Origin of the sequence: Pseudomonas algeriensis (assembly GCF_048847255.1) — a bacterium.
Lineage (GTDB): Bacteria > Pseudomonadota > Gammaproteobacteria > Pseudomonadales > Pseudomonadaceae > Aquipseudomonas.
In genome coordinates this window covers 40,996-64,641 of the sequence record NZ_JBKKRK010000009.1, presented here as the reverse complement: position 1 = coordinate 64,641, position 23,646 = coordinate 40,996, and the positions used below count along the sequence as shown (strand labels likewise).

Below are 23,646 nucleotides of genomic sequence, written 5' to 3'. Positions count from 1 at the left end.
AAAAGGGGGCGATGGCTCACAGCGACGTGAAGTCGATCGCCTGATACAAATCGGCGCCAATGCCGGCAAAACTCAACAACGCCGGCAACTGTCGGGCAAACCCCTGAAAACTGTGGTCACCGCCGGCCTGGATGCGCAAGGCACAGGCCCGGTAGTATTGCTGGGCGTGGCGATAATCCAGCGTTTCGTCACCGGTTTGCAACCATACCTGAAAGCGCTGCGGATCCCGGGGCGCCGGCACTTCCAGCTCGGCCAGGGCCGTGACGTGGTCGTGGGTCAACTCCCAGGTTTCGTCGGTGTACAAATTCTTCTGCGTTCCCAGGTACCCGTCGAACATCCGATGCGGGCTCACGGCAGGATTGACCAACAGGGCCTTGAGCCCGTGGCGCTCGGCCAAGTGAGTCGCATAGTAGCCGCCGAGCGAGCTGCCGACCAGCAGCGGCCGGCCCAGTTCTGCAATCGCCTGCTCCATCTGCTCCATCGCTTGGCGAGGGTGGTGATGCAAGGCAGGCACCCGCAATTGGTCGCTGAGGCCAAGGCGAGCCATCACGTCGACCAATTGACAGGCTTTGGTCGACGCCGGGGCGCTGTTGAAGCCATGGATATAAAGGATCGAACCCGACATTGCCGACTCCCTGGGTGCTGGGCAAAGGCCGGAGTTTACAGGGAGTTTGTGGGGGTTTGGGGTGATTTCGATAACACTTCGCCTTAGTGGCGAGGGAGCTTGCTCCCGCTGGGCTACGCAGTAGCCCCAAACTGGTAATGCCCCATCTGGCTGACAGAACGCTGTGCCTGGTCTGGGGCCTGCTCCGCAGGCCAGCGGGAGCAAGCTCCCTCGCCACGGGGGCTTTGTCAGCCTTGAATCCTCATAGTCTCGGCTCGACGAAGGTTTTTGGTCGTTTATAAGATCAGTGTCCACCGCCGATTGCAGTGGGAGCCGAGCCTGCCAGTTAAAAACTGTTACCTATGTGCGTGAACTGATTTGTAACCCATGTGGGTGAGTCATACCCCAAGCCTTTTTTGCTTACTTTTTTTGGCGTTTGAAAAAAAGTGAGCCGCCGTAAGGGCGGAACCCTAAGTCGCCGTTACCGCAGAAACGGATATTTACCCGGTCAACAAGGCCGACTGTCAGGCAGTCATCGCGAGCAAGCTCGCTCCCACACAGGTTTTTGGTCGTTCATAAGATCAGTGTCCACTGCCGATTGCTGTGGGAGCCGAGCTTGCTCGCGATGGCGGTGGGTCAGCTTGCATCCATGTTGTATGTGCCGCCGTCTTCGCGAGCAGGCTCGCTCCCACAGGGGAAACGCGGTCCCACCGAGAGCCAGGTCGGCCCTAAGGCCGCCTCGGCTTGGCTTTTGATCTAGGGGCCCCGTTAACCACGATGGCCGAACGCAGGCATTGTGGAGTGGGCATCCCGGCATGGATGCCGGGATAGCCGCGCTGGACCCTGGATGGTCCTTCGCGGCGGGCCCACGGAGCAATGCCGGAGTGAGGGCATGCCGAGCCTTGGCGAGGCACCGAGTGGTGGGGCCAAGCCTTTTTTGCTTACTTTTTTTCGGCGTTTGAAAAAAAAGTGAGCCGCCGTAAGGGCGGAACCATAAGCCGCTATTACCGCAGAAACGGATATGTACTCCGTCAAGCCGCCATCGCGAGCAGGCTCGCTCCCACAATTGGATCGGAGTACAGCAGTGAGAAATGGGCAGGCTGTCAGGCCGCCTCGTCCTCAATATCCGTTGGAGCCATAGTCCGGAGTGAAAGCAAACCCAACCACCCGCTCTACCCCCGTCTCCAACCGCCCATCCGGCAATAGCCGCAACCACCGATACCCCGGCGCCTGCGAGCCCACCGCAAAATCCTCGCTGCCCGGTTCGAATTGAATACAGGTCGAAGGCGAAGCCAACAAACGAACCCCCTCGCGCACCTCGTCAATCTCCTGATGCACATGCCCCCACAGCACCGCTCGCACCTGGGGAAAGCGATCCAGTACCGCAAACAAAGCCTCGGGATTACGCAACCCGATCGGTTCCATCCACGCGCACCCAATCGACACCGGATGGTGGTGCAGACACACCAGATGATGCCGCTCCGGCGCTTCGCTCAAGGCATTGGCCAACAGAATCAATTGCTCCTCGGCCAAGAAACCCGGCACCGAACCTGGCACGGCGGAATCGAGCATCGTTACCCGCCAGTTTCCGATGTCCACCACCGGATCGAGCAACGTACTCTTGACCGCCGCCTCAAGCATCACCTGCGGCTCATCATGGTTGCCGGGAATCCACCGCGTCGGCGCATCGATACGCGCTGTCAGTTGTCGAAACGACTCGTAGGATTGCAACGTGCCGTCCTGGGACAGGTCGCCGGTGGCGAGCATCAGGTCGATGGCCGGCTGTTGCTTGAGCACCAAATCGATGACCGACCGCAAGCTGTCACGGGTGTTCATGCCCAGCAACGATGCATCGGCATCGGCGAACAAATGGCTGTCAGACAGTTGGACCAACAGCACCGCATCGGCCGTGGTCAAGCTGGATACGCTCGGCAAATCGCTCTCTCCCAGGCGCAATCACGCCGTTGCATGAAGCGGCAATTATGCTGGGGGATGATCGAAAGGGGAAACCCGCGAACCGGAACCGGTTCACAACTACCGTACGACTTCGAACTCGTGGCCCAGCGCCAGGCAATGACTCAGCCATTCCCCCAGGAACAGGTTCAACTGGGCTTTTTCATCTGGCTGGTGCATCGACGCATTGGGATAAGGATAGATGCCGCGAAAGCGTCGTGCATGTTCGGCGCTGACGACTTCGGCCATGCGCGCATCGTGATAGACCTGCACTTCCAACTGCGGCACCGGCAGCCAGGGCAAGCTGTGTTCCTGGCGCACCTGCAAAGTGGTGGTGTAAGGACAGGTTTGCAGCACTTCCAGGGCCAATACACCCAGCATCTGGTCGCCGTGGGTTACAGCGATGCGGCGCGGTGCCGGATCGTTGCGCATGTCCGGCAACAAGCGCATCAGGCGGGCGTAGTTGGCCTCGCAGGCGGCCTGCAACCCCACCAGATCGACGCGATAACGATCGCGCAACTTGTTCAGGACCATAGCCCCCTCACTTCATCACGGTTCAAGGCCAGCCATTGCAAGGCAATGATGCTGGCCGCGTTGCAAATTCGCCCGTCGCGCACCGCTTGAAGGGCATCTTCAAAAGCCCAGGCCTTCACGCGGATATCTTCAGCCTCTTCCAGCAGGCCATGCAGGCCGCCCGCCCCCGAGCTGTCGCAACGCCCCAAAAAAAGATGCACGTACTCGTCACTGCCGCCCGGCGATGGGAAATATTGAGTCATCGGCCAGAGCGCGGCGAAGACAAGCCCAGCTTCCTCCTGCGCCTCACGATGAGCAACTTCTTCCGGCTGCTCGTCCTTGTCGATCAGGCCGGCCACCAGTTCCACCAGCCAGGGATTGGCAGTCTTGCCCATGGCACCGACGCGGAACTGTTCGATAAGCACCACCTCATCGCGCTGTGGGTCGTAGGGCAGCACGCACACCGCGTCATGGCGAACGAACAGCTCGCGGCTGATTTCGCGGCTCATGCCACCGGCGAACAATTCGTGGCGCAGGTGCACGCGATCAAGTTTGTAGAAACCCTTGAAGCAATTTTCGCGCTTGACGATCTCCACGGCGCTCGGTGTGGCGTTGGCGAAATCAGTCATGACAATCCTCGTGTGCGGTGATCCAGTACGAGGTTCCAACCTCGGCTTCGCGCCATCCTAACGCGCCCGTACCGTTTGATGCAGCCCCTTTCCGGTCATCGGGATAGACGGCTGCCTTTAAAATTACTCTAATGAGCTTAGTGGCGAACTGATTGCCCTGCCGACAGTCGAAGCGGGTAACTTTTTGCCTTTCCCTGTTCCACGAAGGACGCCCATGTCGCTTTTTAGAATCGCTTCCCTGGCCGCCATCGCCCTGACCCTGGGTGCTTGCCAAAGCCTCTTCCAACCCAATTACCGAGCGCCCCTGGAGACGACTCGCGATGCGTCGGAGCAATTGCAGCCCGGTTGCGCCAGTGCCGACTGCCCGCTGGTGAACATCGACACCCTGCGCTTTCCCGCCGAGCCGGCCCTGGACGGCATCATCGAAAAACGCCTGTTGCAAATGACCCGCACCAGCCCGGACGCCCCTGCGGCTCCGACGCTGGCCGCCTATCGCGAGCAGTTCCTGCGCAGCGCCGCACCGCGCAACAGCAGCTATTTGCAGGCCAAGGTACGCGAGCAGCATGACGGCTTGGTGATTATCGAATTGTCCAGCTATCTGGACACTGGCGGCGCCCATGGCACGCCGGGTCGCGGTTTCATCAACTATTCGCGCCAGCAGCACAAAGTGCTGACGCTGTCGGACATGCTGCTGCCGGGCCAGGAGGAAGCCTTTTGGAAAGCCGCGCAAGTGGCTCACAACAGCTGGCTGATCAGTACCAAGCTGGATCAGGAACCCGAGTTCCTGAAACAGTGGTCCTTCCAGAAAACCCCACACATCGCGCTGACCTACGGCGGGGTGATCCTCAAGTACGAAGTGAGCACCATCGCGCCGTACGCCCTGGGCCACATCGAATTGAAGATCGCCTACCCACGCCTCAACGGCATCCTCAAGCCCGAGCTGTTTCCCGGCCGTAGCTGAAGGCCCGGCCCAGCAACAGTTGCAGCAACCCTGCCAGGATCAACGATGGCAGGGTTGCACCGATGTCCGGGTAGAAGTTGGCCAGCAGGTGATAAGTGCTCACCCCACCCAACCAGGCCAACAGGGCCGGCCAGCGCAACGCGGCTGACACCACTTGGCTGCTGCGCTTGCGCAGGATGAAGTGGTCCACCAGCACCACGCCGAACAGCGGCGCGAACACCGAGCCGATCAGCAACAGGAAGTTCTGATACTGCGCCAACGGCGCGAAGCAGGCGATCAAGGTGCAGATGACGCCAATCGCCAAGGCCAGGTGCTCGACCTTCAACCCCGACAACATACCCGTCGATACCGCCGCCGAGTGGATGTCGGCGAAAGCGTTTTCCGACTCGTCCAACAGAATCAGCAGCAGTGGGATGCCCAGTCCGGCGCCGGCCAGGGCCAGCAGCAATGCGTTGACTTCGCCGCTCGGCGCGAATGCCAGAGTGTAGGCGACGCCCAGGCTCATCAGCCAGAAGTTACCGATGAAGAAGCCCACGGCCGTACCGCCGAAGACATTCTTGGCGCGTTTGCCGAAGCGCGAGTAGTCGGCGATCAGCGGCAACCACGACAACGGCATCGCGATGGCGATATCGAACCCCACCGCCAGCGGCATCGAGCCGTCGCCCGCCTGGGCCCAGAGTGCCGCCAGGTCAGCCTTGGCGAACAGGTTCCAAGTCAGCCAGATGCACGCGGCCAACAGCAGCCAGATGCCCCATTTACGCAGCACCTTACGCACAAAGGTCAGCGGCCCGCTGACGGCAAGCAGGGTCGCCAGGGCGCCGAAGAACAGCGTCCACAGCAGTGGGTTGGAGCCCAGGCTGCCTTCGCTGAAGGCCCGGGCACCGAGCAGGCTGGCGGCGTCGCGCATGACGATGATTTCGAACGACCCCCAACCGATCAGCTGCAGCAGGTTCAATAACGCCGGCACGCTCGCGCCCTTGCCGCCAAGGCTGAGCTTCAGCGCGGCCATGGCCGACAGGCCAGTGTCGCTGCCGATCACCCCGACCGCCGCCAGCAGCAGGACGCCCACCAGCGTGCCGAGGAAAATCGCCAGCAACGAACCGCTCAGGCCCAGGCCCGGCGCGAGCAGGGCGCCGACCTGCAAGACCATCAGGCCGATGCCGAGGGAGAACCACAGGGAAAAAAGATCGCGAGCGCCGAAGACGCGTTTGTCCAGGGGGACTGCGGCGTCGGGGGAGTAGGTGCTGGGTTGGATGTTCAAGGGTGGTTATCTCAGAGGAATATTTGTTGTTTTTTTGGCCGCTATCGCGAGCAAGCTCGCTCCCACAGGGGGGCCTGCTGCGTGCACAAATCTTGTGAACAACAGAAACCCACTGTGGGAGCGAGCTTGCTCGCGATGAGGGCAGTGAAAACACCGCCCTCTTCAGCTCAAATCACACTTTCTTGTAAAGCTGACTACCTTCCTGCTTGAACCGCTCCGCCTGCTCGGCCATCCCCTGGGCGACTTCGACGTCCACCGCTTCAATGCGCTGGTTCGCCGCGTACTCACGCACTTCCTGGGTGATTTTCATCGAGCAGAATTTCGGCCCGCACATCGAGCAGAAATGCGCCACCTTGGCCGAGTCCTTCGGCAGGGTTTCATCGTGGTACGAACGGGCGGTGTCCGGGTCCAGGCCGAGGTTGAACTGGTCTTCCCAGCGGAACTCGAAACGCGCCTTGCTCAAGGCGTTGTCGCGGATCTGCGCGCCCGGGTGACCCTTGGCAAGGTCGGCGGCGTGGGCGGCGATCTTGTAGGTGATGATCCCGGTCTTCACGTCATCCTTGTTCGGCAAGCCGAGGTGCTCCTTCGGCGTGACGTAGCAAAGCATGGCGCAACCGAACCAGCCGATCATCGCCGCACCGATACCGGACGTGATGTGGTCGTAGCCCGGCGCGATGTCGGTGGTCAGCGGGCCGAGGGTGTAGAACGGCGCCTCGTCGCAGCACTCGAGCTGCTTGTCCATGTTCTCTTTGATCAACTGCATCGGCACATGGCCGGGGCCTTCGATCATGCACTGGACGTCGTGCTTCCAGGCGATCTTGGTCAGCTCGCCAAGGGTTTCCAGCTCGCCGAACTGCGCTTCATCGTTGGCGTCGGCAATCGAGCCCGGACGCAGGCCATCGCCCAGCGAGAAGCTGACGTCGTAGGCCTTCATGATTTCGCAGATGTCTTCGAAGTGGGTGTAGAGGAAGTTTTCCTTGTGGTGCGCCAGGCACCACTTGGCCATGATCGAACCGCCACGGCTGACGATACCGGTGACGCGCTTGGCGGTCATCGGCACATAGCGCAGCAACACGCCCGCGTGGATGGTGAAGTAGTCGACGCCCTGCTCGGCCTGCTCGATCAGCGTGTCGCGGAACAGTTCCCAGGTCAGGTCTTCGGCCACGCCGCCGACCTTTTCCAGGGCCTGGTAGATTGGCACGGTGCCGATGGGCACGGGCGAATTGCGGATGATCCATTCGCGGGTTTCATGGATGTGCTTGCCGGTGGACAGGTCCATGACCGTGTCCGAACCCCAGCGGATGCCCCAGGTCAGCTTCGCCACTTCTTCTTCGATGGACGAACCCAGGGCACTGTTGCCGATGTTGCCGTTGATCTTCACCAGGAAGTTACGGCCGATGATCATCGGTTCCAGTTCAGTGTGGTTGATGTTGGCTGGGATGATCGCGCGACCACGGGCGATTTCGTCCCGCACGAACTCCGGGGTAATGACTTTCGGCACGCTGGCGCCGAAGCTGTGGCCGGCGTGTTGCTGGTCAAGCAGGCCGGCGGCGCGGGCCACTTCCAGCTTCATGTTTTCGCGGATGGCGACGTATTCCATCTCGGCGGTGATGATGCCTTTGCGCGCATAGTGCATCTGGCTGACGTTGGCGCCCGGCTTGGCGCGACGCGGGTTGTTCACGTGGGCGAAGCGCAGTTGGGTCAGCTCGGGATCGGCCAGGCGCTCCTGGCCGAAGTTGGAACTCAGGCCCGCCAGGCGCTCGGTGTCGCCACGGGCTTCGATCCAAGGCGAACGCACGTCGGCCAGGCCTTTGCGCACGTCGATAACCACATTCGGGTCGGTGTAGGGGCCCGAGGTGTCGTAGACCACTACCGGCGCGTTGATTTCGCCGCCGAAGTCGGTGGGGGTCACGTCGAGGCTGATTTCGCGCATGGGCACGCGGATATCCGGGCGGCTGCCCTGGACGTAGATTTTTTGCGAGCGGGTAAAGGGCTGAACCGATTGCTGATCGACCTGGGCCGATTCACTGAGGTTGGTCGCGTTTTTTGATTTTGTCGTCATCACGGGCTCTCCAGACACACATCCAGGCAGTGGATTTTTGTCGGAGCGAACCTGTAACGAATGGACGCGCCCCTGCACGACAGTGCGGACGCTGTGCTTGCTGCTCGAGCCTGTTCGAAAATCGGAAATCGATTGTCGAACAACATCCCGGACGAAGCACAAGAGGACTCGCCGGGTGACGAGAAATCTTGTTCCCTACGCAGGCGCTAACCTGATCAGGTTCAACGGGATCCGAAATTATTCGATCTCAGCCTCATAGCAAGGCACCCCGACAAGAACCCGGCCAGTCTAGACACAACCGGCGCAGAACGCCATCGCCTGGGCAAAAGCCGTGATGAATGGCGCAAATACAGGATTGTTGCCGTGCGTACGCACAACTACACTCGCTACGCCGCGCGCCTGTTATGCGCATTCAATTTGAACGTAAGGGATCGCCTCATGCTGCGCAAACTCTCACTGGCCCTGGCCGTGTCTTGTGCGTCCAATGGAATGGCCTGGGCCGCCGAAGCGCCTTTATCCACCAAGACCGATCTGGTCAGCGTGTACCAGGAAGCGGTGGACAACAACGCCGACCTGGCCGCCGCTCGTGCCCAGTATGGTGCTCAGAAGGAAGTGGTGCCCCAGGCCCGCGCCGGGCTGCTGCCCAACCTGTCGGCCGGCGCCGACCTGAACAACACCCGTACCGAGCTCGACCAACCGGCGATGACCGCCAACCGCAGCTCAACGGTCTACCAGGCCACCTTGTCGCAGCCGATCTTCCGCGCCGACCGCTGGTTCCAGCTGCAAGCGGCCAAATCGGTCAATGAACAAGCATCGCTGCAGCTGTCCGCCACCGAGCAGAACCTGATCCTGCAAAGCGCTGAAGCCTATTTCAACGTGCTGCGCAGCCAGGACAACCTGGCCTCGACCAAGGCTGAGGAAGCCGCGTTCAAGCGTCAGCTCGACCAGTCCAACGAACGTTTCGACGTGGGCCTGTCGGACAAGACCGACGTGCTGCAATCCCAGGCCAGCTACGACACCGCCCGGGCCAATCGGATCATCGCCCAGCGTCAGGTCGAAGATGCCTTCGAAGCGCTGATCACCCTGACCAACCGCCAGTACAATTCGATCCAGGGCGTCGTTCATACCCTGCCGATCCTGCCGCCGGCGCCCAACGACGCCAAGGCCTGGGTCGACACCGCCGCCAGGCAGAACCTCAACCTGCTGGCCAGCAACTATGCCGTCGATGCCGCCGAAGACACCGTTCGCCAGCGCAAGGCCGGCCACGCGCCGACCCTCGATGCAATCGCCCAGTACCGCAAAGGTGACAACGACGGCCTCGGCTTCACCAACCCAAGCCCCACCGGCCAGCGCTACGGTGGCGACGCCGAGCAACGCACCATTGGCCTGCAATTGAGCATTCCGATCTACAGCGGCGGGCTGACCAGCTCCCAGGTTCGCGAGTCCTACTCGCAACTCACCCAGACCGAGCAGCAGCGCGAAGGCCTGCGCCGGCAGGTGGTGGAAAACACCCGCAACCTGCATCGCGCGGTGAACACCGATGTGGAGCAGGTCCAGGCCCGGCGCCAGTCGATCATCTCGAACCAGAGCGCGGTGGACGCCACGGAGATCGGCTACCAGGTGGGCACTCGCAACATCGTCGATGTACTCGACGCCCAGCGCCAGCTGTACACCTCGGTGCGCGACTACAACAACGCCCGCTATGACTACATCCTGGACAACCTGCGCCTCAAGCAAGCCGCCGGGACCTTGAGCCCGGAAGACCTGCAAGCCCTGTCCCGCTACCTCAAGCCCGACTACAACCCGGACAAGGACTTCCTGCCGCCAGACCTGGCACAAGCGGCGGCGCAACAGTTGCGCTCGCGGCCGGGGCAGTAGTACAGCTGCGACAAATCCCCTGTGGCGAGGGAACTTGCTCCCGCTGGCCTGCGAAGCAGGCCCAAAACCAGTGGCCGCGCTCTGCCGGCCAGAACCGCAGCGCTGATCCTACGACTGCTTCGCAGCCGAGCGGGAGCAAGCTCCCTCGCCACAGAGCTCAGTCGAGCAAGCGCCCCAACCCATCCAACAACCGCTGCAACGCGCCCTGGTTGCGACGCATCACCGCCAACCCCGACTCGGCCATGCGCTGGGCATCCCGGGGCAGTTCGAACAGACGCTGCACGGCCAGGGCCAGGCCGTGGGCATCTTCCACTTCCGCCAAGGCTCCGGCCGCGCGCAGTTGGGCGGCAATTTCAAGGAAGTTGAACAGGTGCGGCCCGCTGAGCACCGGTTTTGCCAGCGCCGCCGGCTCCAGCAGGTTGTGCCCGCCGTTGGCTACCAGACTGCCGCCGACAAACGCACTGTCGGCTAGCGCATAGAGAAACAGCAGTTCACCCATGGTGTCGCCCAGCAGCACCGAAGTTTGTGCGTCGACCGGTCGGGCACTGGAGCGCCGGACCGTGGCGAAGCCCTCACGCTCGCACAGTTGCGCCACCGCATCGAACCGTTCCGGATGACGCGGCACCAAAATCAGCAACGCATCCGGGTAGCTGCCGAGCAACCGACGATGGGCGGCCAGCACCACTTCGTCCTCACCCTCATGGGTACTGGCGGCGATCCACACCGGTCGCTCCACCGCTTGCCATTGACGGCGCAAGGCACTGGCGCTTTCCAGCAGTTGCGGGTCGATGGTCAGGTCGAACTTGATGGAGCCGGTCACTTCAACGGTTTCCGCCCTGGCACCGAGTTGACGAAAGCGCTCGGCCTCGGCTTCGGTCTGCACGGCAAACAGGCCCATCTCAGCAAGCATCGGCCGGGTCAGCTTGGGAAAACGGGCATAACCGCGCGCTGAACGCTCCGACAGCCGCGCGTTGGCCAACGCCACGGGGATACCGCGCAGGGCGCATTGATGGATGTGGTTGGGCCACAGTTCGGTTTCCATGATCACCGCCAGTTTCGGCCGGACCTGGTCGAGAAAACGCTTGGCCGCGCACGGCAGGTCATAAGGCAGGTAGCAATGCTGGATGCGCGGCTCATCGGCGAACAACGCCTTGATCCGCTCCGAACCGGTGGGCGTCATGCACGTCACCGTGATCGGCAGTTGTGGGTAGCGTTGCAACAACGCGCGAATCATCGGCGCAGCGGCAATGCTCTCGCCCACTGACACCGCGTGGACCCAGATGCCGCCCGGCGCCATCGTCGGCAAGCCCCACGAGAAACGCTCGCCGATACGCCGCGCATACGCCGGTGCCTTGCGAGCCCGCAGCCACAGCCGAATCGCCACCAGTGGCAGCCCCAGATAAAACAATGCGCTATAGAGAGTTCTGTTCATGGCGGCGGAGTTTATCGGTTTTTCAGCCGAGCGCCTGCAACTGCACGGCAAAACGTTCCGCCAGCCAACGGGCCGCCGGGCCCAGGGGTTCGTCGCGGCGCCAGACCAGCTCCACCACCAGGGCCGGCGGGGTCCATTCACTGTTGAGCTCGACCATGTCCCCCAGGTACGCCGGGTACTGCACGACGTGCCGCGGCAGCCAGGCCCAGCCCAGGCCACTTCTCAACCACTCGGCCAGCACATAGAAGCTGTCGGCCCGCCAGACTTGCGGGCTGGCCTGCTCGCTGCCGGGATAGACACTGGATTGGGTCGCCATCAGCAATTGCCGGTGCCGGGCCATCTCCAGGCAGGTCACGTAATCATGGCTCGCCAAGGGATGCCCCCGGCCGCACACCGTGACCATCTCGACGCTACCCAATACCCGGCGCTCCAGCGCCTCGGGAATCTGATCGTGATAGAACAACAACCCGAGATCGGCGCGACGCTCCACCAGCTTGCGCGCCACATCGCCCTGGGCGGCGCTGGCCAGTTGCACTTCTAGAGTGGGAAACCGTTCGGCCAGCGCCGCCAGGCTGTCGATAACGGGCTGATAGGGCATGGCCTCGTCCTGGGCCAGGCGTAGCGATGCCTCCTGCCCGCGCATCAGGGCCAAGGCCCGGCCGTTGAGGCGTTCGCATTGGCGTAACACTTCCCGGGCCTCCTCAAGCAGCGCCACGCCCGCATCGGTGAGTTTGGGCTGGCGACCACTGCTGCGCTCGAACAGGCTCACCCCCAGGTCCTCTTCCAGCAGTGCAATCGCACTGCTGACAGCCGACTGAGCCTTGCGCTGATCCCGGGCCACCGCGGAAAACGACCGCTTCTCGGCGACACCGACGAACAGTCGCAATTGCTCCAGATTCCACTGAACATTCATCGCTCAACCTATCTCTATCGCAGATAGGTAATGACTTTACCCCATTTGGCCATTCCCTAGAATGGGCCCATCGAACGACGCAACGACCCGAGAGGAATCGCTCATGAACGCCTATTACTACCTCGCCATCGCCATCTGCGCCGAAGTGATCGCCACCGTATCGATGAAAGCGATCAAGGGCTTGAGCACGCCCCTGCCCTTGTTGTTGGTCATCGCCGGCTATGGCACTGCGTTCTGGATGCTGACGCTGGTGGTGCGCACCGTTCCAGTGGGGGTGGCCTATGCGGTCTGGGCCGGCTTGGGGATCGTGATGGTCAGCGTCGCGGCGCTGTTTATCTATGGGCAGAAACTGGACGTGCCGGCGATGCTGGGGATGGCGTTGATTGTGTTGGGGGTGGTGGTGATCCAGTTGTTTTCCAAGACTGCAGGACATTGAAGCAGTGCAGCTCCAAGCCTCAAGCTGCAAGCACAAGCGATACCCTCTCGCTTGTAACTTGCAGCTCGAAGCTTGAAACTTGCCGCTTAATTTCCTCCGAGGTCGCTGCATGCCATCCGTTATTTCCACCGACATCCTCATTGTCGGCGCCGGAGTCGCCGGCCTCTGGCTGAATGCGCGCTTGCGCCGCCAGGGGTTTTCAACCGTGCTGGTGGAAAGCGCCAGCCTTGGCGGCGGGCAGAGCGTCAAATCCCAGGGCATCATCCATGGCGGCGCCAAGTATGCGTTGCACGGAGCCCTGACTGGCGCCTCGGAAGCCATTGCCGACATGCCGCGCCGTTGGCGCGAGGCCCTCAAGGGCGACGGTGAGCTGGACCTGTCGGGGGTACGCATGTTGTCCGACGCCCATTACCTCTGGTCCCCAGGCACCCTGGCCGGCAACCTCACGAGCTTTTTCGCCAGCAAGGCCGTGCGCGGGCGCGTCGACCAGGTCAAGGGCGACCAACTGCCGCCAGCCCTGCAAGACAAGCGTTTCAAAGGCAAGGTCTACCGCCTGGCCGAGTTGGTAGTGGATGTTCCCAGCCTGATCGAGCGCCTGGCAGACCTGGCCGGCGACAGCCTGCTGGCCGGGCAGCAGGTCGAACCGCTGCACGAGGAAGGCCAACTTGTCGGGCTGAAGGTCGACGGTCGCGAAATCCGCGCCCAGCGCATCGTCCTCAGTGCCGGCGGCGGCACCGCCGACCTGCTCCGCGCCCTGGGCCTCGACCAGCCGGCCATGCAGACCCGGCCGTTGCACATGGTCCTGGCGAAGGGGCCCAGCCTCAAGCCGCTTTACGCCCATTGCCTGGGTGGCGGGCCGAAGCCCCGGGTGACTGTGACCACCCATCCGGCCGCCGATGGCCAATGGGTCTGGTACCTGGGAGGCGATCTTGCCGAGGGGGATGCCGTCGCCCGCGAGCCCGCTGCGCAGATCGCCGTCGCCCAGAAAGAGCTCGGCCAGTTGCTGCCATGGATCGACCTGAGCACCGCACAATGGGCCACGTTGCGGGTCGCCCGCGCCGAGCCGCTGCAATCGGGCCTGACCCGCCCGGATAACGCCTTTGTCGCCGAACAGGGTCGCCTGCTGGTGGGCTGGCCGACCAAGCTCGCCTTGGCCCCGGACTTCTCCGACCGGGTGATCGCCGCGCTGCAACGCGATGGTATCCAGCCCAGCCATACCGCCCCGCTGCCGGACCTGCCCAAGCCGCCCATGGGCGTTCCCGCCTGGGAGCAACTGCTGCCATGAGCCAACCGACACTCCACGACCTGCGTCGCCCGCTGGGCAAAAACGGCCCGTTGGTTTCGCCCCTGGGCCTGGGCACGGTCAAGCTGGGCCGCGACCAGGGCGTCAAGTACCCCAGCGGTTTCCAGATTCCGGATGACACCGAAGCGCGCATGCTGCTCAAGCTGGCGCGCGACCTGGGCATCAACCTGATCGACACCGCGCCTGCCTATGGCCGCAGCGAGGAACGCCTCGGGCCGCTGTTGCGCGGCCAGCGTCACGACTGGGTGATCGTCAGCAAAGTCGGCGAGGAATTCAGCGATGGCCAGTCCCGTCATGACTTCAGCGCTGCTCATACGCGGCTCTCGGTTGAGCGCAGCCTCCAGCGCCTGGAAACGGACTACATCGACCTGGTACTGGTGCATTCGGACGGCAATGACCTGGCGATCCTCGACGACAGCGAGGTCTACCCGACCCTGGCGGCGCTCAAGCGCGAGGGCAAGATCGGCGGCTTCGGATTCTCTGGCAAGACCGTCGACGGTGGCTTGAAAGCCCTGGAGCAAGGTGATTGCGCGATGGTCACCTACAATCTGAACGAACGAAGCGAAAAGGCGGTCATTGAGTACGCGGCCGAGCACGGCAAGGCGATCCTGGTGAAAAAAGCCCTGGCCAGCGGTCATGCCTGCCTGAGCCCCGGTGAGGACCCGGTTCGCGCCAGCTTTGAACTGTTGTTTGAGCATCCCGGGGTTGCCAGTGCTATTGTCGGCACCATCAATCCGCTGCACCTCGCCCACAACGTTGCGACCGTAGCCAAGGTCCTACGCAGAAACTGACGCCGCCCTACGCGGCCTTAAGGAAGGAGCCGACATGCCGCGTACGCTCATCAGAAAAAATCCAAGTAACTTCAAGACTCTGCCCCTTTCCGTCGAAGCGACTCCCGAAGGCCTGACTTACCAGAGCGTGGGAATGCCGCTCAATTTTGCCCAGACCTTGCAGCGGCGGCGTCCCGTGGCTGTGGACGATGCCGAGCGTTTCTCCGTGGAGCTTGCGAACCTGGGCGTCTCGGTGCGCCTGACCCTGCACTGGCAGAACCGCGAGTATTGGGTATTGGTGCGTCAGCGTCGCCAGGATCGCGGCGACGTGGTGCTCAAGCTGATCTCCGGCTATGTACCGGCCCATGAGCTGAACCTGCCGCTGCTTACCGCCATCAACGAAATAGCCGAAGAATGCCTTTTGGAAACACCTGAAGGTTGGCTCGGCGGACGCTTCAACGACACTTGGCTCCCGGCGCCTTATTCGAGCGCACTGCATTATCGCGAAGCCTTGCCGTTTCGCCTGGCTCCGCTGTCCGGCTCGGCCCGGCCGGTGCGCTGCGCCAATCTGCAACTGATCGAACGACCACGGGCCTACGTGCATCTGCCGACGGCCTCCCTGCAATTGATTTATGACTTGCGCCTGGACGTGCCCAAGGAAGCCAAGTCACTGAGCCTGTTTCATGTCGATGAGCGTCTGGAGGGCGACCAATTGGTGGCGCGCCTGGACCGCAAGCGACCCGATCTTTACCTGATGCCGCTGCAGGACGGACAACCGCTGCCCGAACTGTATACGTTGAAGAAAGATCAGCTGCTTGCGGCCAGCACCCGTGGCTTATACCTGGCGGAGAGCTTCGCCCGGCAGGACGGTTGGCTGGTGCGTGACGAGCGGATTCGCTGGAAGGACTGGCTACGCCAGCAAGGGCTGACGCCACCGGGCAAGGAGTCCGGGCTGACCCGGCTCAAGGGCAAGGCGCGGCAGCTGCTCAAGAAAATCGTCCCGAGCAAGGTGGCTCGTTAGGCCTGACGCCGATTTTTCTGACCGGACAACGAACCCTTGTGGGAGCGAGCGTGCTCGCATCCACAAGTGCTGCGCTTTGTCAGATAAATCAGTTATTGCGGATCTTTTCCACAATCGCCGTCGTCGAGCTGTTTTCCACCAGCCCCAGCACCTTCACCGTGCCCCCATAGGCGGAAACGATGTCGGCACCCACGACCTGGTCGATACCGTAGTCGCCGCCCTTGACCAGCACATCCGGCTTGACCTGGCGCAACAGGTTTTCCGGCGTGCCTTCGCTGAAGCTGATCACCCAATCCACCGCGCCAAGGCCGGCCAGGACCGCCATGCGGCGGTCGACGCTGTTGATCGGCCGGCCCGGCCCTTTCAAGCGGCTCACGGAAGCATCGTCATTGACCGCGACGATCAAGCGATCACCCTGGGCCCGGGCCTGCTCGAGGTAGGTCACATGGCCAGCATGGAGGATGTCGAAACAACCGTTGGTGAAAACGATTTTCTCTTTATGGGCGCGCGCGTCATCGACAGCCAGCAATAGTTGCTCCAGCCCCAGCACACCGCGCTCCGATCCCTCTTCGCGCTGGATCGCGCGCCGCAGTTCCGGGGCGCTGATCGCCGCCGTACCCAGCTTGCCGACGACAATGCCCGCCGCCAGGTTCGCCAGGGCAACCGCGTGGGGCAGTTCCTCGCCGGCGGCAATCGCCGCGGCCAGGGTGGAGATCACCGTGTCACCGGCGCCCGTCACGTCAAATACTTCGCGGGCACGGGCCGGAAGGTGCAGGGCCGGATGATCGGGACGCAGCAGGGTCATGCCGTGCTCGCCGCGGGTAACCAGCAACGCCCCAAGATCCAGGTCGTGCATCAGCTGTGCGCCCTTGCTCACCAGTTCGTGCTCATCGGCGCAACCACCGACGATGGCTTCGAACTCGCTGAGGTTAGGGGTAATCAGGCTCGCGCCACGGTAGATGGAAAAATCCTTGCCCTTGGGGTCGGCCAGCACGGGAATGCCACGGGCACGGGCAGCCTGGATCAGCACTTGATGGTTCTTCAACGCGCCCTTGCCGTAGTCCGACAACACCAGGACCTTGATACCGTCGAGCAGGTTGTCGACCTCGGCGCCCAGGGACAGCGGGTCGGTGGCGAACGGTTCTTCGAAGTCGATGCGCAGCAGTTGCTGGTGACGACTGATGACCCGCAGCTTGACGATGGTCGGCTGGTGCGCGATGCGCTGGAAGATCGCCCGCACGCCAGCGCCTTCCAGGCTGTTGGCCAGGCTCTCTGCCGCTTCATCGTCACCGGTCACGCCGACCAGGGAAGCCGGGGCGCCGAGGGCGGCGATGTTCAGGGCAACGTTGGCGGCACCGCCGGGACGGTCCTCGATGTGCTCGACCCTGACCACCGGTACCGGCGCCTCGGGGGAAATCCGTGATGTACCGCCATGCCAATAGCGGTCGAGCATGACATCGCCGACCACCAATACAGGGGCTTGATCGAATCGCGGCATGGACAACTTCATGGAACATCCCACATACAAAATGAACAGGGGCGCGATATTAGCACAGGGTTGGGGGAGGCTCGTCCATGGCGGTGACCGGAAGTATCAAGCCGCGCTTTCATTGTTTTCACACAGCAATGCCATCATCTGCGCGCAGGCCTGGGCCAGCTCCATCTCGCTGGTATCGATTTCGCATTCGGCCGCCAGCGGCGCCTCGTAAGGACTATCGAGACCGGTGAAATGCTTGATCCGCCCGGCGAGGGCTTCGCGGTACAGCCCCTTGGGGTCGCGCTCGGCACACACGTCGAACGGCGTACTGACGTAGACTTCGATGAAGTCATTTTGGGAAAAGAGCCGTCGTGCCGCGTCTCGATCGGCCCGAAACGGCGAAATCGCCGCGACGATGACAATCAGCCCTGCTTCTACCATCAAGCGCGCCACTTCGGCTATTCGCCGCACGTTTTCCTTTCGGGAGCCGGCATCCATCCCAAGGTCACTGCAAAGCCCCCTGCGCAGGTTGTCGCCGTCCAGCAAAGCGGTATGCAGGCCTTGCTGGTGAAGGCGAACTTCCAGGGCATTGGCCAAGGTCGACTTTCCAGCCCCCGACAGCCCGGTCAACCAGAAACAGCGAGGCCGCTGGATCTTGATGGCCGCCCGGTCCGAGGGCGAAAGTGTCAGCGCTCCCGGCTGAGCCTGCGGTTGTCGCTTTGATGCCCTTGTTGTCTCATCCATGTCGAGCATTCCATCGTCGTCATGCACAAGAGCATAGCCTTGGCCTCGTATTCAGGCGATGTCCTGGGTGGGAACATCCAAGCCCATGGCATGAAGACGCGCGTAATAGCCATTTTGCGCGAGCAGTTCGCCATGGGTGCCGCGTTCGACGATGCGCCCCTGGTCCATGACCAGGATCATGTCGGCCTTTTCGATGGTCGACAGCCGATGCGCAATGACCAGGGTCGTACGGCCTTTCATGACCTGGTCCAGCGCGGCCTGGATATGCCGCTCGGACTCGGTGTCCAGTGCCGAGGTGGCCTCATCGAGGATCAACAGCGGCGCGTTTTTCAACAATGCCCGGGCAATCGCCAGCCGTTGGCGCTGGCCACCAGACAACAGCACGCCGTTTTCGCCGACCTCGGTGTCCAGGCCGTGGGGAAGCTGAGCGATGAAATCCATCGCGTAGGCGTCCTGGGCGGCTTTTTCGATGTCGGCCCGCGGCGCGCCGGCCAGGTCGCCGTAGGCGATATTGTTGGCCACCGTATCGTTGAACAACGTGACGTGCTGGGTCACCTGGGCCACATGCCGGCGCAGGTTGCGCAGTCGATAATCTTCGATTTCCACGTCATCGAGCAGGATCTGACCGACTTCGTGGTGATAGAAACGCGGGATCAGGCTGGCCAGGGTCGACTTGCCGCTGCCCGACCGCCCTACCAGGGCGATCATCTGCCCAGGGTCAGCGGTGAAGCTGATGTCCTTGAGCACTTCCCGATCGGCGCCAGGGTAGGTAAAGCTCAGGTTGCGCACATCGAGACGGCCGCTCACGCGCTCCTGCTCGACCGTGCCTTTATCCACTTCGGGCTCGACGTCCAGTTGCTCGAAGATGCTTTCGGCGCCCGCCACTCCCTTCTGGATCGTGGAGCTGACTTCCGAGAGTTGGCGAATCGGCTTGGGCAGCAGGCCCGCCGCGGTGATGTAGGCCACCAGATCGCCCGCTGTCGCGTCACCGCGCAGGAACAGTACCAGGAACATCAGCGCGGCCATGGCGGTGTAAATCACCAATTGCAGCATCGGCGTGTAGACCGCGCCGGTGCGGGTCATGCGCAGTTGTTTGTCGGTATTGCCTTGGCTGGCGCTGGCAAAACGCTGCTCTTCATAGGCCTCGCCACCGAAGCTGCGCACCACCCGATAACCCTGGATGGTCTCGGAGGCGACGTGGGTCACGTCGCCCATGGCCACCTGGATCTTTTTGCTTTGCTTGCGGAATTTCTTGCTGGTGCTGCTGACCATCACTGCAATCAATGGCAGGATCGCCAGCATCACCAAGGTCAGTTTCCAGTTCATCCACACAAGGTAAGCGAAGAGGAACACCACGGTGAGGCCTTCGCGAATCACCACCTTGATGGCGTCCGTGGCAGCACCGGTGACCATGGTCACGTTGAAGGTGATCCGGGAAATCAGATGACCGGAATTGTGGGTGTCGAAATAGCGGTTGGGCAGGACCAGCAGCTTGTTGAACAACTCGACCCGCAGATCATGCACCAGCCCCAGCGAGACCTTGGCCAGGTAATAGTTGCCCAGGAACGACCCCAGGCCCTGCCAGGCAGCGATCAGGATGATCAGCAGCGGCACGGCCATCAGCAGCTTCAAATCCTTGAGATACGGCACGCTGGGAAACAGTACCGCATCGGGATTGCTCAACCCGTCGACAAAATATTTGAGAATCCCGGCCAGCATGGGCTGGGTGGACGCAAATATCACGAAGCCCACGATACTCAGCAGGAAAATGCCCAAGTAGGGTTTGACGTATCCCAGCAGCCGGAAATAGATTTTCAGGCTGGAATCCTGTTCCGCTTTAGGCGGTGCGTCACTCATCGTCGAGCTCACTGGTTAGGAAGAGCGCGGGATTTTATCACAGCCATCGGGATTGGCCCGCGCCCAGGTCAAAAGGCTGGCCATGCCGACCGGCAGCCAAGTGATGAACCACTCGGCGCGCGGGGTGCCCGTCAGGCTCGCCGCGTCGAACTGCATCGCCAGGAACGAAAACACCCACATGCCCAGCACGCCTCGGCCCAGCAGGGTGTCACGGGCACGCCAGGCCTCGCGCAGCACCGCGAACCAGACCACACACCATATCAACATTCCGGGCAGGCCCAACTGAATGGCAACGTGGGTGAACAGGTTATGCGAGTGGTCGAACAAACGGCCACCGACAGGAACCCGGTAGTCGCCTGCCAATCCCAGCCCCCCCCAGGGATGCTCGGAAATAATCTGCAGGCTGGACGCAAAAATTTCCGGACGATAGGAAGCTCCGCGGGCCATCACCAAGGGTTCCAGCAACCAGAAAGTCACCATCGCCAGCACCAGCGCCGCGGCGGCAATCAAACGAGTACGCGAGTCCCGGCAGTAAAGCGGCATGGCCAGTACGCTGAGCAACAAGGCCAGGGCCGCGCCGCGACTCTGGCTCATGACCACGAACAAGCCCAGCAGAGCCAAGGCCACGGCACACACAGCTTGCAGCCCGATACGACGCGGCACCCAATGCAGCATCCAGATCGCCGCGAGGCCAATCACGTAGCCACCGAGGATCGGATGGGACAACTCGCCCAGCCCCTCGAGACGCGCCACCCAGCGCTGGTTCTCGATGCCATAGAAATGAATCATTGCCATCAAGGCCGTCAGGGCTAGCCCAACACCGCCCCACTGCATGATACGGATCACCCGCTCAGGTCGACCGTCAGCGAAAATCGGGAAGAACATCAGGAATATCAGGATGTATAACAACCGCTTGGCTTCGCGCACGGGCTCCGGCGACTCGGCCCAGAACAGGGTGATCAATGCCCACGCCATCAATGCCAGCAACGCCGTGTAGATCAAGCGCTGGGCGCGCCATAACTCCACCAGCCTGTGCCGCGCGGGCCAGGCGAACAGGATCGCGGGCAACCAGACGAAAGCGATCATTCCTTGTTGATAAACCTTGTTGGCGGGTGCCAGTGCGATCGCCAGCAAAAACCATGACAAGCCAAAGGCCATCCATACCTGCGCCCAACGTGTTGCTTGCATCCAAAGCTCCTAATCGATGTACCAGCCAAACCGGCATGGTTAAAACAAAAACTTTTGGGCATCATGGCCCGCCACGGCACCGGTTCTTTCAACAAGGTTTCCCTACGATGCAATCCTCACGGCTTCCCCAAGCCGCTTTGAATCAATTGATTGAAGGCGCCAGCATTCTGGAGGCCGACAGCTACGGCCCAAAAGTCTATCTGTTGCAGGATGGAAACATCCTCAAACTGTTTCGCCGCAAGCGGCTATTTTCGTCAGCCCTGTTGAGGCCCTATTCGACGCGATTCATCAAAAACGCGGCCCGCTTGCAAGAACTCGGCGTACCGACTCTCGAAGTGCTTGCCTACTACAAACTGCAAAAGCCCGGCATGACCGCCGTACTGTATCGGCCGCTTCCGGGAAAAACCCTGCGCCAATTGTCGAATCAGGAGAGCTTCAGCTGGCAACAGCGCCTCCCGGACCTGATCGAACTGATCCGCAGCCTCCACGCCCGTGGTGTCTATTTTCGTTCGTTGCACTTGGGCAATATCGTCGTCACTCCGGAAAACACCCTGGGGCTGATCGATGTCGCCGACATGCGCTTCCTGCGCTCGCCATTGCCGCGCTATCTGGCGCGCCGCAACTTGCAGCATTTCGCTCGTTATATTGCGCGGGAAAACCTGAACGGGAGCTTTCCGATGCAAGCGCTGGAAAACGCCCTACTGCCTGCCTGAGATCAATTCCCGGGCGGTCCGGCAGAAACCCGCCCATGCCTCGTCCGGCGCCAATGCCTGGTATTGCGCCGCCGCGACGGCTTCGGCCGAAGCCTCTGAAGCCCGCGTGATCGCCTCGCCCCAGGCAGTCTCATCGCCGGCAGGCGCATACCAACCGGCATCGGCCAGCTGTTCGCGGAACACCGCCAGGTCACTGGCCAGCACCGGAACGCCGGCCAGGATCGCCTCCTGGAGAATCAGGCCAAGGCCCTCTTCAAAGGAGGGGACCAGCACCCAGTCGAACGCTCTATAGAGCTTCGCCACGTCTTCCAGATGCCCCGCAAGCAATACCTTGTCGACCAGGTCCGGCTGGTCGATGCGCGCCTGCAGTGCTTCCCGTGCAGGCCCTTCGCCGACGATCACCAAGCGCCAGTCAGGCTGCGCGACAGCCGCCAGGGCAAAGGCATCGAGCAAACTGGCGAAGCCCTTCTTGTCCACCAGCCGCCCCACGGCGCCGAATATGCGGGGGCCCGCCAAAGGCAAGTGCATCCGGGCACGAGCCTCTTCACGTGGCAGGAGGCAGGTCTGGAATCCAGCCGGATCGAATGCACTGCGCAACGCAGTGACCGGCAACCCCAGCGCTTCCTGCAGCGATGCCGCCAATGTCTGCGACACCGCAGCCAGGGCCAGGCGCGAGGGCGCAAAGCCGCGCAGCAGATCCCGGCCCACGGCATTGAGCCGTGTCGCCCCGTGGAATATCACCACCACATGGATGTGCGGCATGTCCTTCAATACTGGCAACAGGGTACGAGCCACACCGAGGCCGTCGAGCAGGACCACTTGGGCAGCGCTGTCGAGCAGCGCCTGGCGAAAACGGCTGTGCATCCAGGGCCTGAACAGGCGCCAGAAGTGCCGCCCCTTGAGTTTCGCCGAGGTCAGGTTCCATTCACGCGCCGGACCCACGCCCTCCAGGCACGCAGATTCCGAGCCCTGCAAGAGCCATGTCCTGACAGGCATCGCCGGGTCGATTTGTGAAAGTATCTGGCGATGGACCTTATGCACCGAAGCGAATGGCGAACCGCCTGCCCACATAACATTAATAATGCTCATCGAGCAGCAAACCTTTGATCGCGGACCCGAACTCGTGCTTCGAGAAACTCAATAATTGATAAGCCAGCCAACACAGACTCCGAGCAAAAGGATCAGAAAGAGCTTGATTTGCTCACGGCGCCTGCGACGCGCCTTGCGCTGGCGTTCGACAGGGACTTCGACATGGACACCGAATCCAGTGTGTAAAACAGCATCCCCTTCGAGGGTGACCGCGGTCAAGTTCAGTTGAGCGTAACGAAGCGACAGGGCCTTTTCGCCACCAAAACCGGCAAACGGGGCGCACAACTGGTATTCCTTCAAACGGCGCAGGCCAGGGTTGAGGGAAAAACTCTGCCATTCAGGCTTGTCGGATATCAGTGGATAGCACGGCACGCCGCCGATCAGCTGACGCTCGCCCAAGCGAATGTAGGGACTGTGGACACACAGGTCGTAGACATAATTGCGCAGCCATACCTGGAGAATCTCGGGCCGCAGTTGCAGGACCGTCAGAGAGTCCTCCACGAACCCCGGGCGGTAGAACTCCCAGTCATCCTCGCAGTGGAAGATATACGCTGTCTTGACGTGTCCGTAGGCCAGATCGATCGACGCCAGCTGCCCCAGCTTCGGCCGATTGATGAAAACCGTGCAGTGCGCCTTCCAATGGGCAGGAAGGACCTCATGCACCCCATCGTCGCCCGCATCTTCGGTAATGAACACTTCGCGGATAGGCGCAGTATTGAAACGGTCGAAACTCTCGAGCGTCCGCTTGAGCAGGTCGAGCCGGCCGCAACTGGTGACCACCAGGGTGATGTCACTATCGTCGGAAAACTGCACTGAAATACCATCTAGTCAAATGCCACCCA

The 23,646-nt window shown here is 61.9% G+C and carries 21 protein-coding genes and 1 riboswitch; of the genes, 7 read left to right on the top strand and 14 right to left on the bottom strand.

The window, feature by feature from the left end:
* Positions 1-16 precede the first annotated feature (16 nt).
* The 4 genes from ACLK1G_RS15315 to ACLK1G_RS15300 all read right to left on the bottom strand — a co-directional run bounded on the left by ACLK1G_RS15315 (position 17) and on the right by ACLK1G_RS15300 (position 3,699).
* Positions 17-625, bottom strand: a complete 609-nt coding sequence (locus tag ACLK1G_RS15315; protein WP_420766170.1) for a YqiA/YcfP family alpha/beta fold hydrolase — start codon at positions 623-625, stop codon at positions 17-19.
* A 1,098-nt stretch (positions 626-1,723) separates the two neighbouring features.
* Complete coding sequence (gene cpdA / locus ACLK1G_RS15310; RefSeq protein ID WP_420766169.1) at positions 1,724-2,539, bottom strand: 3',5'-cyclic-AMP phosphodiesterase; 816 nt, start codon at positions 2,537-2,539, stop codon at positions 1,724-1,726.
* 99 nt (positions 2,540-2,638) lie between these two features.
* On the bottom strand, positions 2,639-3,091 hold the full coding sequence (locus ACLK1G_RS15305; protein ID WP_003186471.1) for a DUF1249 domain-containing protein: 453 nt from the start codon (positions 3,089-3,091) through the stop codon (positions 2,639-2,641).
* The gene (locus ACLK1G_RS15300) at positions 3,082-3,699 is read right to left on the bottom strand and encodes an NUDIX domain-containing protein (RefSeq protein ID WP_420766168.1); all 618 of its coding nucleotides are present in this window, start codon (positions 3,697-3,699) and stop codon (positions 3,082-3,084) included. Before ACLK1G_RS15300 ends, ACLK1G_RS15305 begins: the two co-directional genes overlap by 10 nt.
* A gap of 214 nt (positions 3,700-3,913) precedes the next feature.
* On the opposite strand from ACLK1G_RS15300, the gene ACLK1G_RS15295 reads away from it, so the two are divergent.
* Complete coding sequence (locus ACLK1G_RS15295) at positions 3,914-4,660, top strand: DUF3298 domain-containing protein (RefSeq protein ID WP_420766167.1); 747 nt, start codon at positions 3,914-3,916, stop codon at positions 4,658-4,660.
* Here ACLK1G_RS15295 and cytX read toward each other — a convergent pair.
* Both cytX and thiC read right to left on the bottom strand, forming a co-directional pair.
* A complete protein-coding gene (gene cytX, locus ACLK1G_RS15290) occupies positions 4,629-5,921 on the bottom strand; it encodes a putative hydroxymethylpyrimidine transporter CytX (RefSeq protein ID WP_420766166.1) in 1,293 nt (430 codons plus the stop codon). The two genes, ACLK1G_RS15295 and cytX, sit on opposite strands and share 32 nt — an antisense overlap.
* A 172-nt stretch (positions 5,922-6,093) precedes the next feature.
* Positions 6,094-7,983, bottom strand: coding sequence for a phosphomethylpyrimidine synthase ThiC (thiC, locus tag ACLK1G_RS15285; RefSeq protein WP_420766165.1), 1,890 nt, complete (start codon positions 7,981-7,983; stop codon positions 6,094-6,096).
* 175 nt (positions 7,984-8,158) lie between these two features.
* Positions 8,159-8,264, bottom strand: a riboswitch (TPP riboswitch).
* A 157-nt stretch (positions 8,265-8,421) separates the two neighbouring features.
* Between thiC and ACLK1G_RS15280 the strand changes: the two genes are divergently transcribed.
* A complete protein-coding gene (locus tag ACLK1G_RS15280; RefSeq protein ID WP_420766314.1) occupies positions 8,422-9,861 on the top strand; it encodes a TolC family outer membrane protein in 1,440 nt (479 codons plus the stop codon).
* Between the two features lie 157 nt (positions 9,862-10,018).
* Here ACLK1G_RS15280 and waaA read toward each other — a convergent pair whose 3' ends face one another.
* The gene (gene waaA / locus ACLK1G_RS15275; RefSeq protein WP_420766164.1) at positions 10,019-11,293 is read right to left on the bottom strand and encodes a lipid IV(A) 3-deoxy-D-manno-octulosonic acid transferase; all 1,275 of its coding nucleotides are present in this window, start codon (positions 11,291-11,293) and stop codon (positions 10,019-10,021) included.
* Positions 11,294-11,315: 22 nt separating this feature from the next.
* Entirely contained in the window at positions 11,316-12,206 is an 891-nt protein-coding gene (locus ACLK1G_RS15270) for a LysR family transcriptional regulator (protein WP_420766163.1), read from the bottom strand.
* Positions 12,207-12,309: 103 nt separating this feature from the next.
* Here ACLK1G_RS15270 and ACLK1G_RS15265 point away from each other — a divergent pair, with 103 nt between their 5' ends.
* The 4 genes from ACLK1G_RS15265 (at position 12,310) to ACLK1G_RS15250 (ending at position 15,736) form a co-directional block, all read left to right on the top strand.
* The gene (locus ACLK1G_RS15265) at positions 12,310-12,642 is read left to right on the top strand and encodes a DMT family transporter (protein WP_109752132.1); all 333 of its coding nucleotides are present in this window, start codon (positions 12,310-12,312) and stop codon (positions 12,640-12,642) included.
* A 109-nt stretch (positions 12,643-12,751) separates the two neighbouring features.
* Positions 12,752-13,927 (top strand): NAD(P)/FAD-dependent oxidoreductase, encoded by a 1,176-nt coding sequence (locus tag ACLK1G_RS15260; protein WP_420766162.1) that lies wholly within the window; start codon positions 12,752-12,754, stop codon positions 13,925-13,927.
* Positions 13,924-14,736 (top strand): aldo/keto reductase, encoded by an 813-nt coding sequence (locus ACLK1G_RS15255; protein WP_420766161.1) that lies wholly within the window; start codon positions 13,924-13,926, stop codon positions 14,734-14,736. The genes ACLK1G_RS15260 and ACLK1G_RS15255 overlap by 4 nt, the downstream gene beginning before the upstream one ends.
* A gap of 34 nt (positions 14,737-14,770) precedes the next feature.
* Complete coding sequence (locus ACLK1G_RS15250) at positions 14,771-15,736, top strand: metal ABC transporter ATPase (RefSeq protein ID WP_420766160.1); 966 nt, start codon at positions 14,771-14,773, stop codon at positions 15,734-15,736.
* A gap of 88 nt (positions 15,737-15,824) precedes the next feature.
* Here ACLK1G_RS15250 and hldE read toward each other — a convergent pair whose 3' ends face one another.
* The 4 genes from hldE to ACLK1G_RS15230 all read right to left on the bottom strand — a co-directional run bounded on the left by hldE (position 15,825) and on the right by ACLK1G_RS15230 (position 21,002).
* Complete coding sequence (gene hldE / locus ACLK1G_RS15245) at positions 15,825-17,246, bottom strand: bifunctional D-glycero-beta-D-manno-heptose-7-phosphate kinase/D-glycero-beta-D-manno-heptose 1-phosphate adenylyltransferase HldE (protein ID WP_420766159.1); 1,422 nt, start codon at positions 17,244-17,246, stop codon at positions 15,825-15,827.
* A gap of 84 nt (positions 17,247-17,330) precedes the next feature.
* A complete protein-coding gene (cysC, locus tag ACLK1G_RS15240) occupies positions 17,331-17,957 on the bottom strand; it encodes an adenylyl-sulfate kinase (RefSeq protein ID WP_420766158.1) in 627 nt (208 codons plus the stop codon).
* 51 nt (positions 17,958-18,008) lie between these two features.
* Positions 18,009-19,814, bottom strand: coding sequence for a lipid A export permease/ATP-binding protein MsbA (msbA, locus tag ACLK1G_RS15235; protein WP_420766157.1), 1,806 nt, complete (start codon positions 19,812-19,814; stop codon positions 18,009-18,011).
* A gap of 15 nt (positions 19,815-19,829) precedes the next feature.
* A complete protein-coding gene (locus ACLK1G_RS15230) occupies positions 19,830-21,002 on the bottom strand; it encodes an O-antigen ligase family protein (RefSeq protein ID WP_420766156.1) in 1,173 nt (390 codons plus the stop codon).
* A gap of 107 nt (positions 21,003-21,109) precedes the next feature.
* Here ACLK1G_RS15230 and ACLK1G_RS15225 point away from each other — a divergent pair, with 107 nt between their 5' ends.
* Positions 21,110-21,715 carry a BUD32 family EKC/KEOPS complex subunit gene (locus tag ACLK1G_RS15225; RefSeq protein WP_420766313.1) on the top strand — a complete coding sequence of 202 codons (606 nt, stop codon included), beginning with the start codon at positions 21,110-21,112 and terminating at the stop codon, positions 21,713-21,715.
* Here ACLK1G_RS15225 and ACLK1G_RS15220 read toward each other — a convergent pair.
* Both ACLK1G_RS15220 and ACLK1G_RS15215 read right to left on the bottom strand, forming a co-directional pair.
* Positions 21,701-22,804, bottom strand: a complete 1,104-nt coding sequence (locus tag ACLK1G_RS15220; protein ID WP_420766155.1) for a glycosyltransferase — start codon at positions 22,802-22,804, stop codon at positions 21,701-21,703. The genes ACLK1G_RS15225 and ACLK1G_RS15220 overlap by 15 nt on opposite strands.
* A gap of 48 nt (positions 22,805-22,852) precedes the next feature.
* Positions 22,853-23,617: a glycosyltransferase family 2 protein gene (locus tag ACLK1G_RS15215; RefSeq protein ID WP_420766154.1), complete on the bottom strand. Its 765-nt coding sequence runs from the start codon at positions 23,615-23,617 to the stop codon at positions 22,853-22,855.
* Positions 23,618-23,646: the final 29 nt, after the last annotated feature.

Excerpts from the sequence above, each read along its gene's own strand:
- ACLK1G_RS15255 (WP_420766161.1), top strand. The coding sequence starts at position 13,924 with ATGAGCCAACCGACACTCCACGACCTGCGTCGCCCGCTGGGCAAAAAC.
- hldE (WP_420766159.1), bottom strand. The coding sequence starts at position 17,246 with ATGAAGTTGTCCATGCCGCGATTCGATCAAGCCCCTGTATTGGTGGTC.
- ACLK1G_RS15305 (WP_003186471.1), bottom strand. The coding sequence starts at position 3,091 with ATGGTCCTGAACAAGTTGCGCGATCGTTATCGCGTCGATCTGGTGGGG.
- thiC (WP_420766165.1), bottom strand. The coding sequence starts at position 7,983 with ATGACGACAAAATCAAAAAACGCGACCAACCTCAGTGAATCGGCCCAG.
- ACLK1G_RS15265 (WP_109752132.1), top strand. The coding sequence starts at position 12,310 with ATGAACGCCTATTACTACCTCGCCATCGCCATCTGCGCCGAAGTGATC.
- ACLK1G_RS15300 (WP_420766168.1), bottom strand. The coding sequence starts at position 3,699 with ATGACTGATTTCGCCAACGCCACACCGAGCGCCGTGGAGATCGTCAAG.
- ACLK1G_RS15280 (WP_420766314.1), top strand. The coding sequence starts at position 8,422 with ATGCTGCGCAAACTCTCACTGGCCCTGGCCGTGTCTTGTGCGTCCAAT.
- ACLK1G_RS15230 (WP_420766156.1), bottom strand. The coding sequence starts at position 21,002 with ATGCAAGCAACACGTTGGGCGCAGGTATGGATGGCCTTTGGCTTGTCA.
- ACLK1G_RS15260 (WP_420766162.1), top strand. The coding sequence starts at position 12,752 with ATGCCATCCGTTATTTCCACCGACATCCTCATTGTCGGCGCCGGAGTC.
- ACLK1G_RS15250 (WP_420766160.1), top strand. The coding sequence starts at position 14,771 with ATGCCGCGTACGCTCATCAGAAAAAATCCAAGTAACTTCAAGACTCTG.
- ACLK1G_RS15220 (WP_420766155.1), bottom strand. The coding sequence starts at position 22,804 with ATGAGCATTATTAATGTTATGTGGGCAGGCGGTTCGCCATTCGCTTCG.
- ACLK1G_RS15225 (WP_420766313.1), top strand. The coding sequence starts at position 21,110 with ATGCAATCCTCACGGCTTCCCCAAGCCGCTTTGAATCAATTGATTGAA.
- waaA (WP_420766164.1), bottom strand. The coding sequence starts at position 11,293 with ATGAACAGAACTCTCTATAGCGCATTGTTTTATCTGGGGCTGCCACTG.
- ACLK1G_RS15270 (WP_420766163.1), bottom strand. The coding sequence starts at position 12,206 with ATGAATGTTCAGTGGAATCTGGAGCAATTGCGACTGTTCGTCGGTGTC.
- ACLK1G_RS15315 (WP_420766170.1), bottom strand. The coding sequence starts at position 625 with ATGTCGGGTTCGATCCTTTATATCCATGGCTTCAACAGCGCCCCGGCG.
- msbA (WP_420766157.1), bottom strand. The coding sequence starts at position 19,814 with ATGAGTGACGCACCGCCTAAAGCGGAACAGGATTCCAGCCTGAAAATC.
- cysC (WP_420766158.1), bottom strand. The coding sequence starts at position 17,957 with ATGGATGAGACAACAAGGGCATCAAAGCGACAACCGCAGGCTCAGCCG.
- ACLK1G_RS15295 (WP_420766167.1), top strand. The coding sequence starts at position 3,914 with ATGTCGCTTTTTAGAATCGCTTCCCTGGCCGCCATCGCCCTGACCCTG.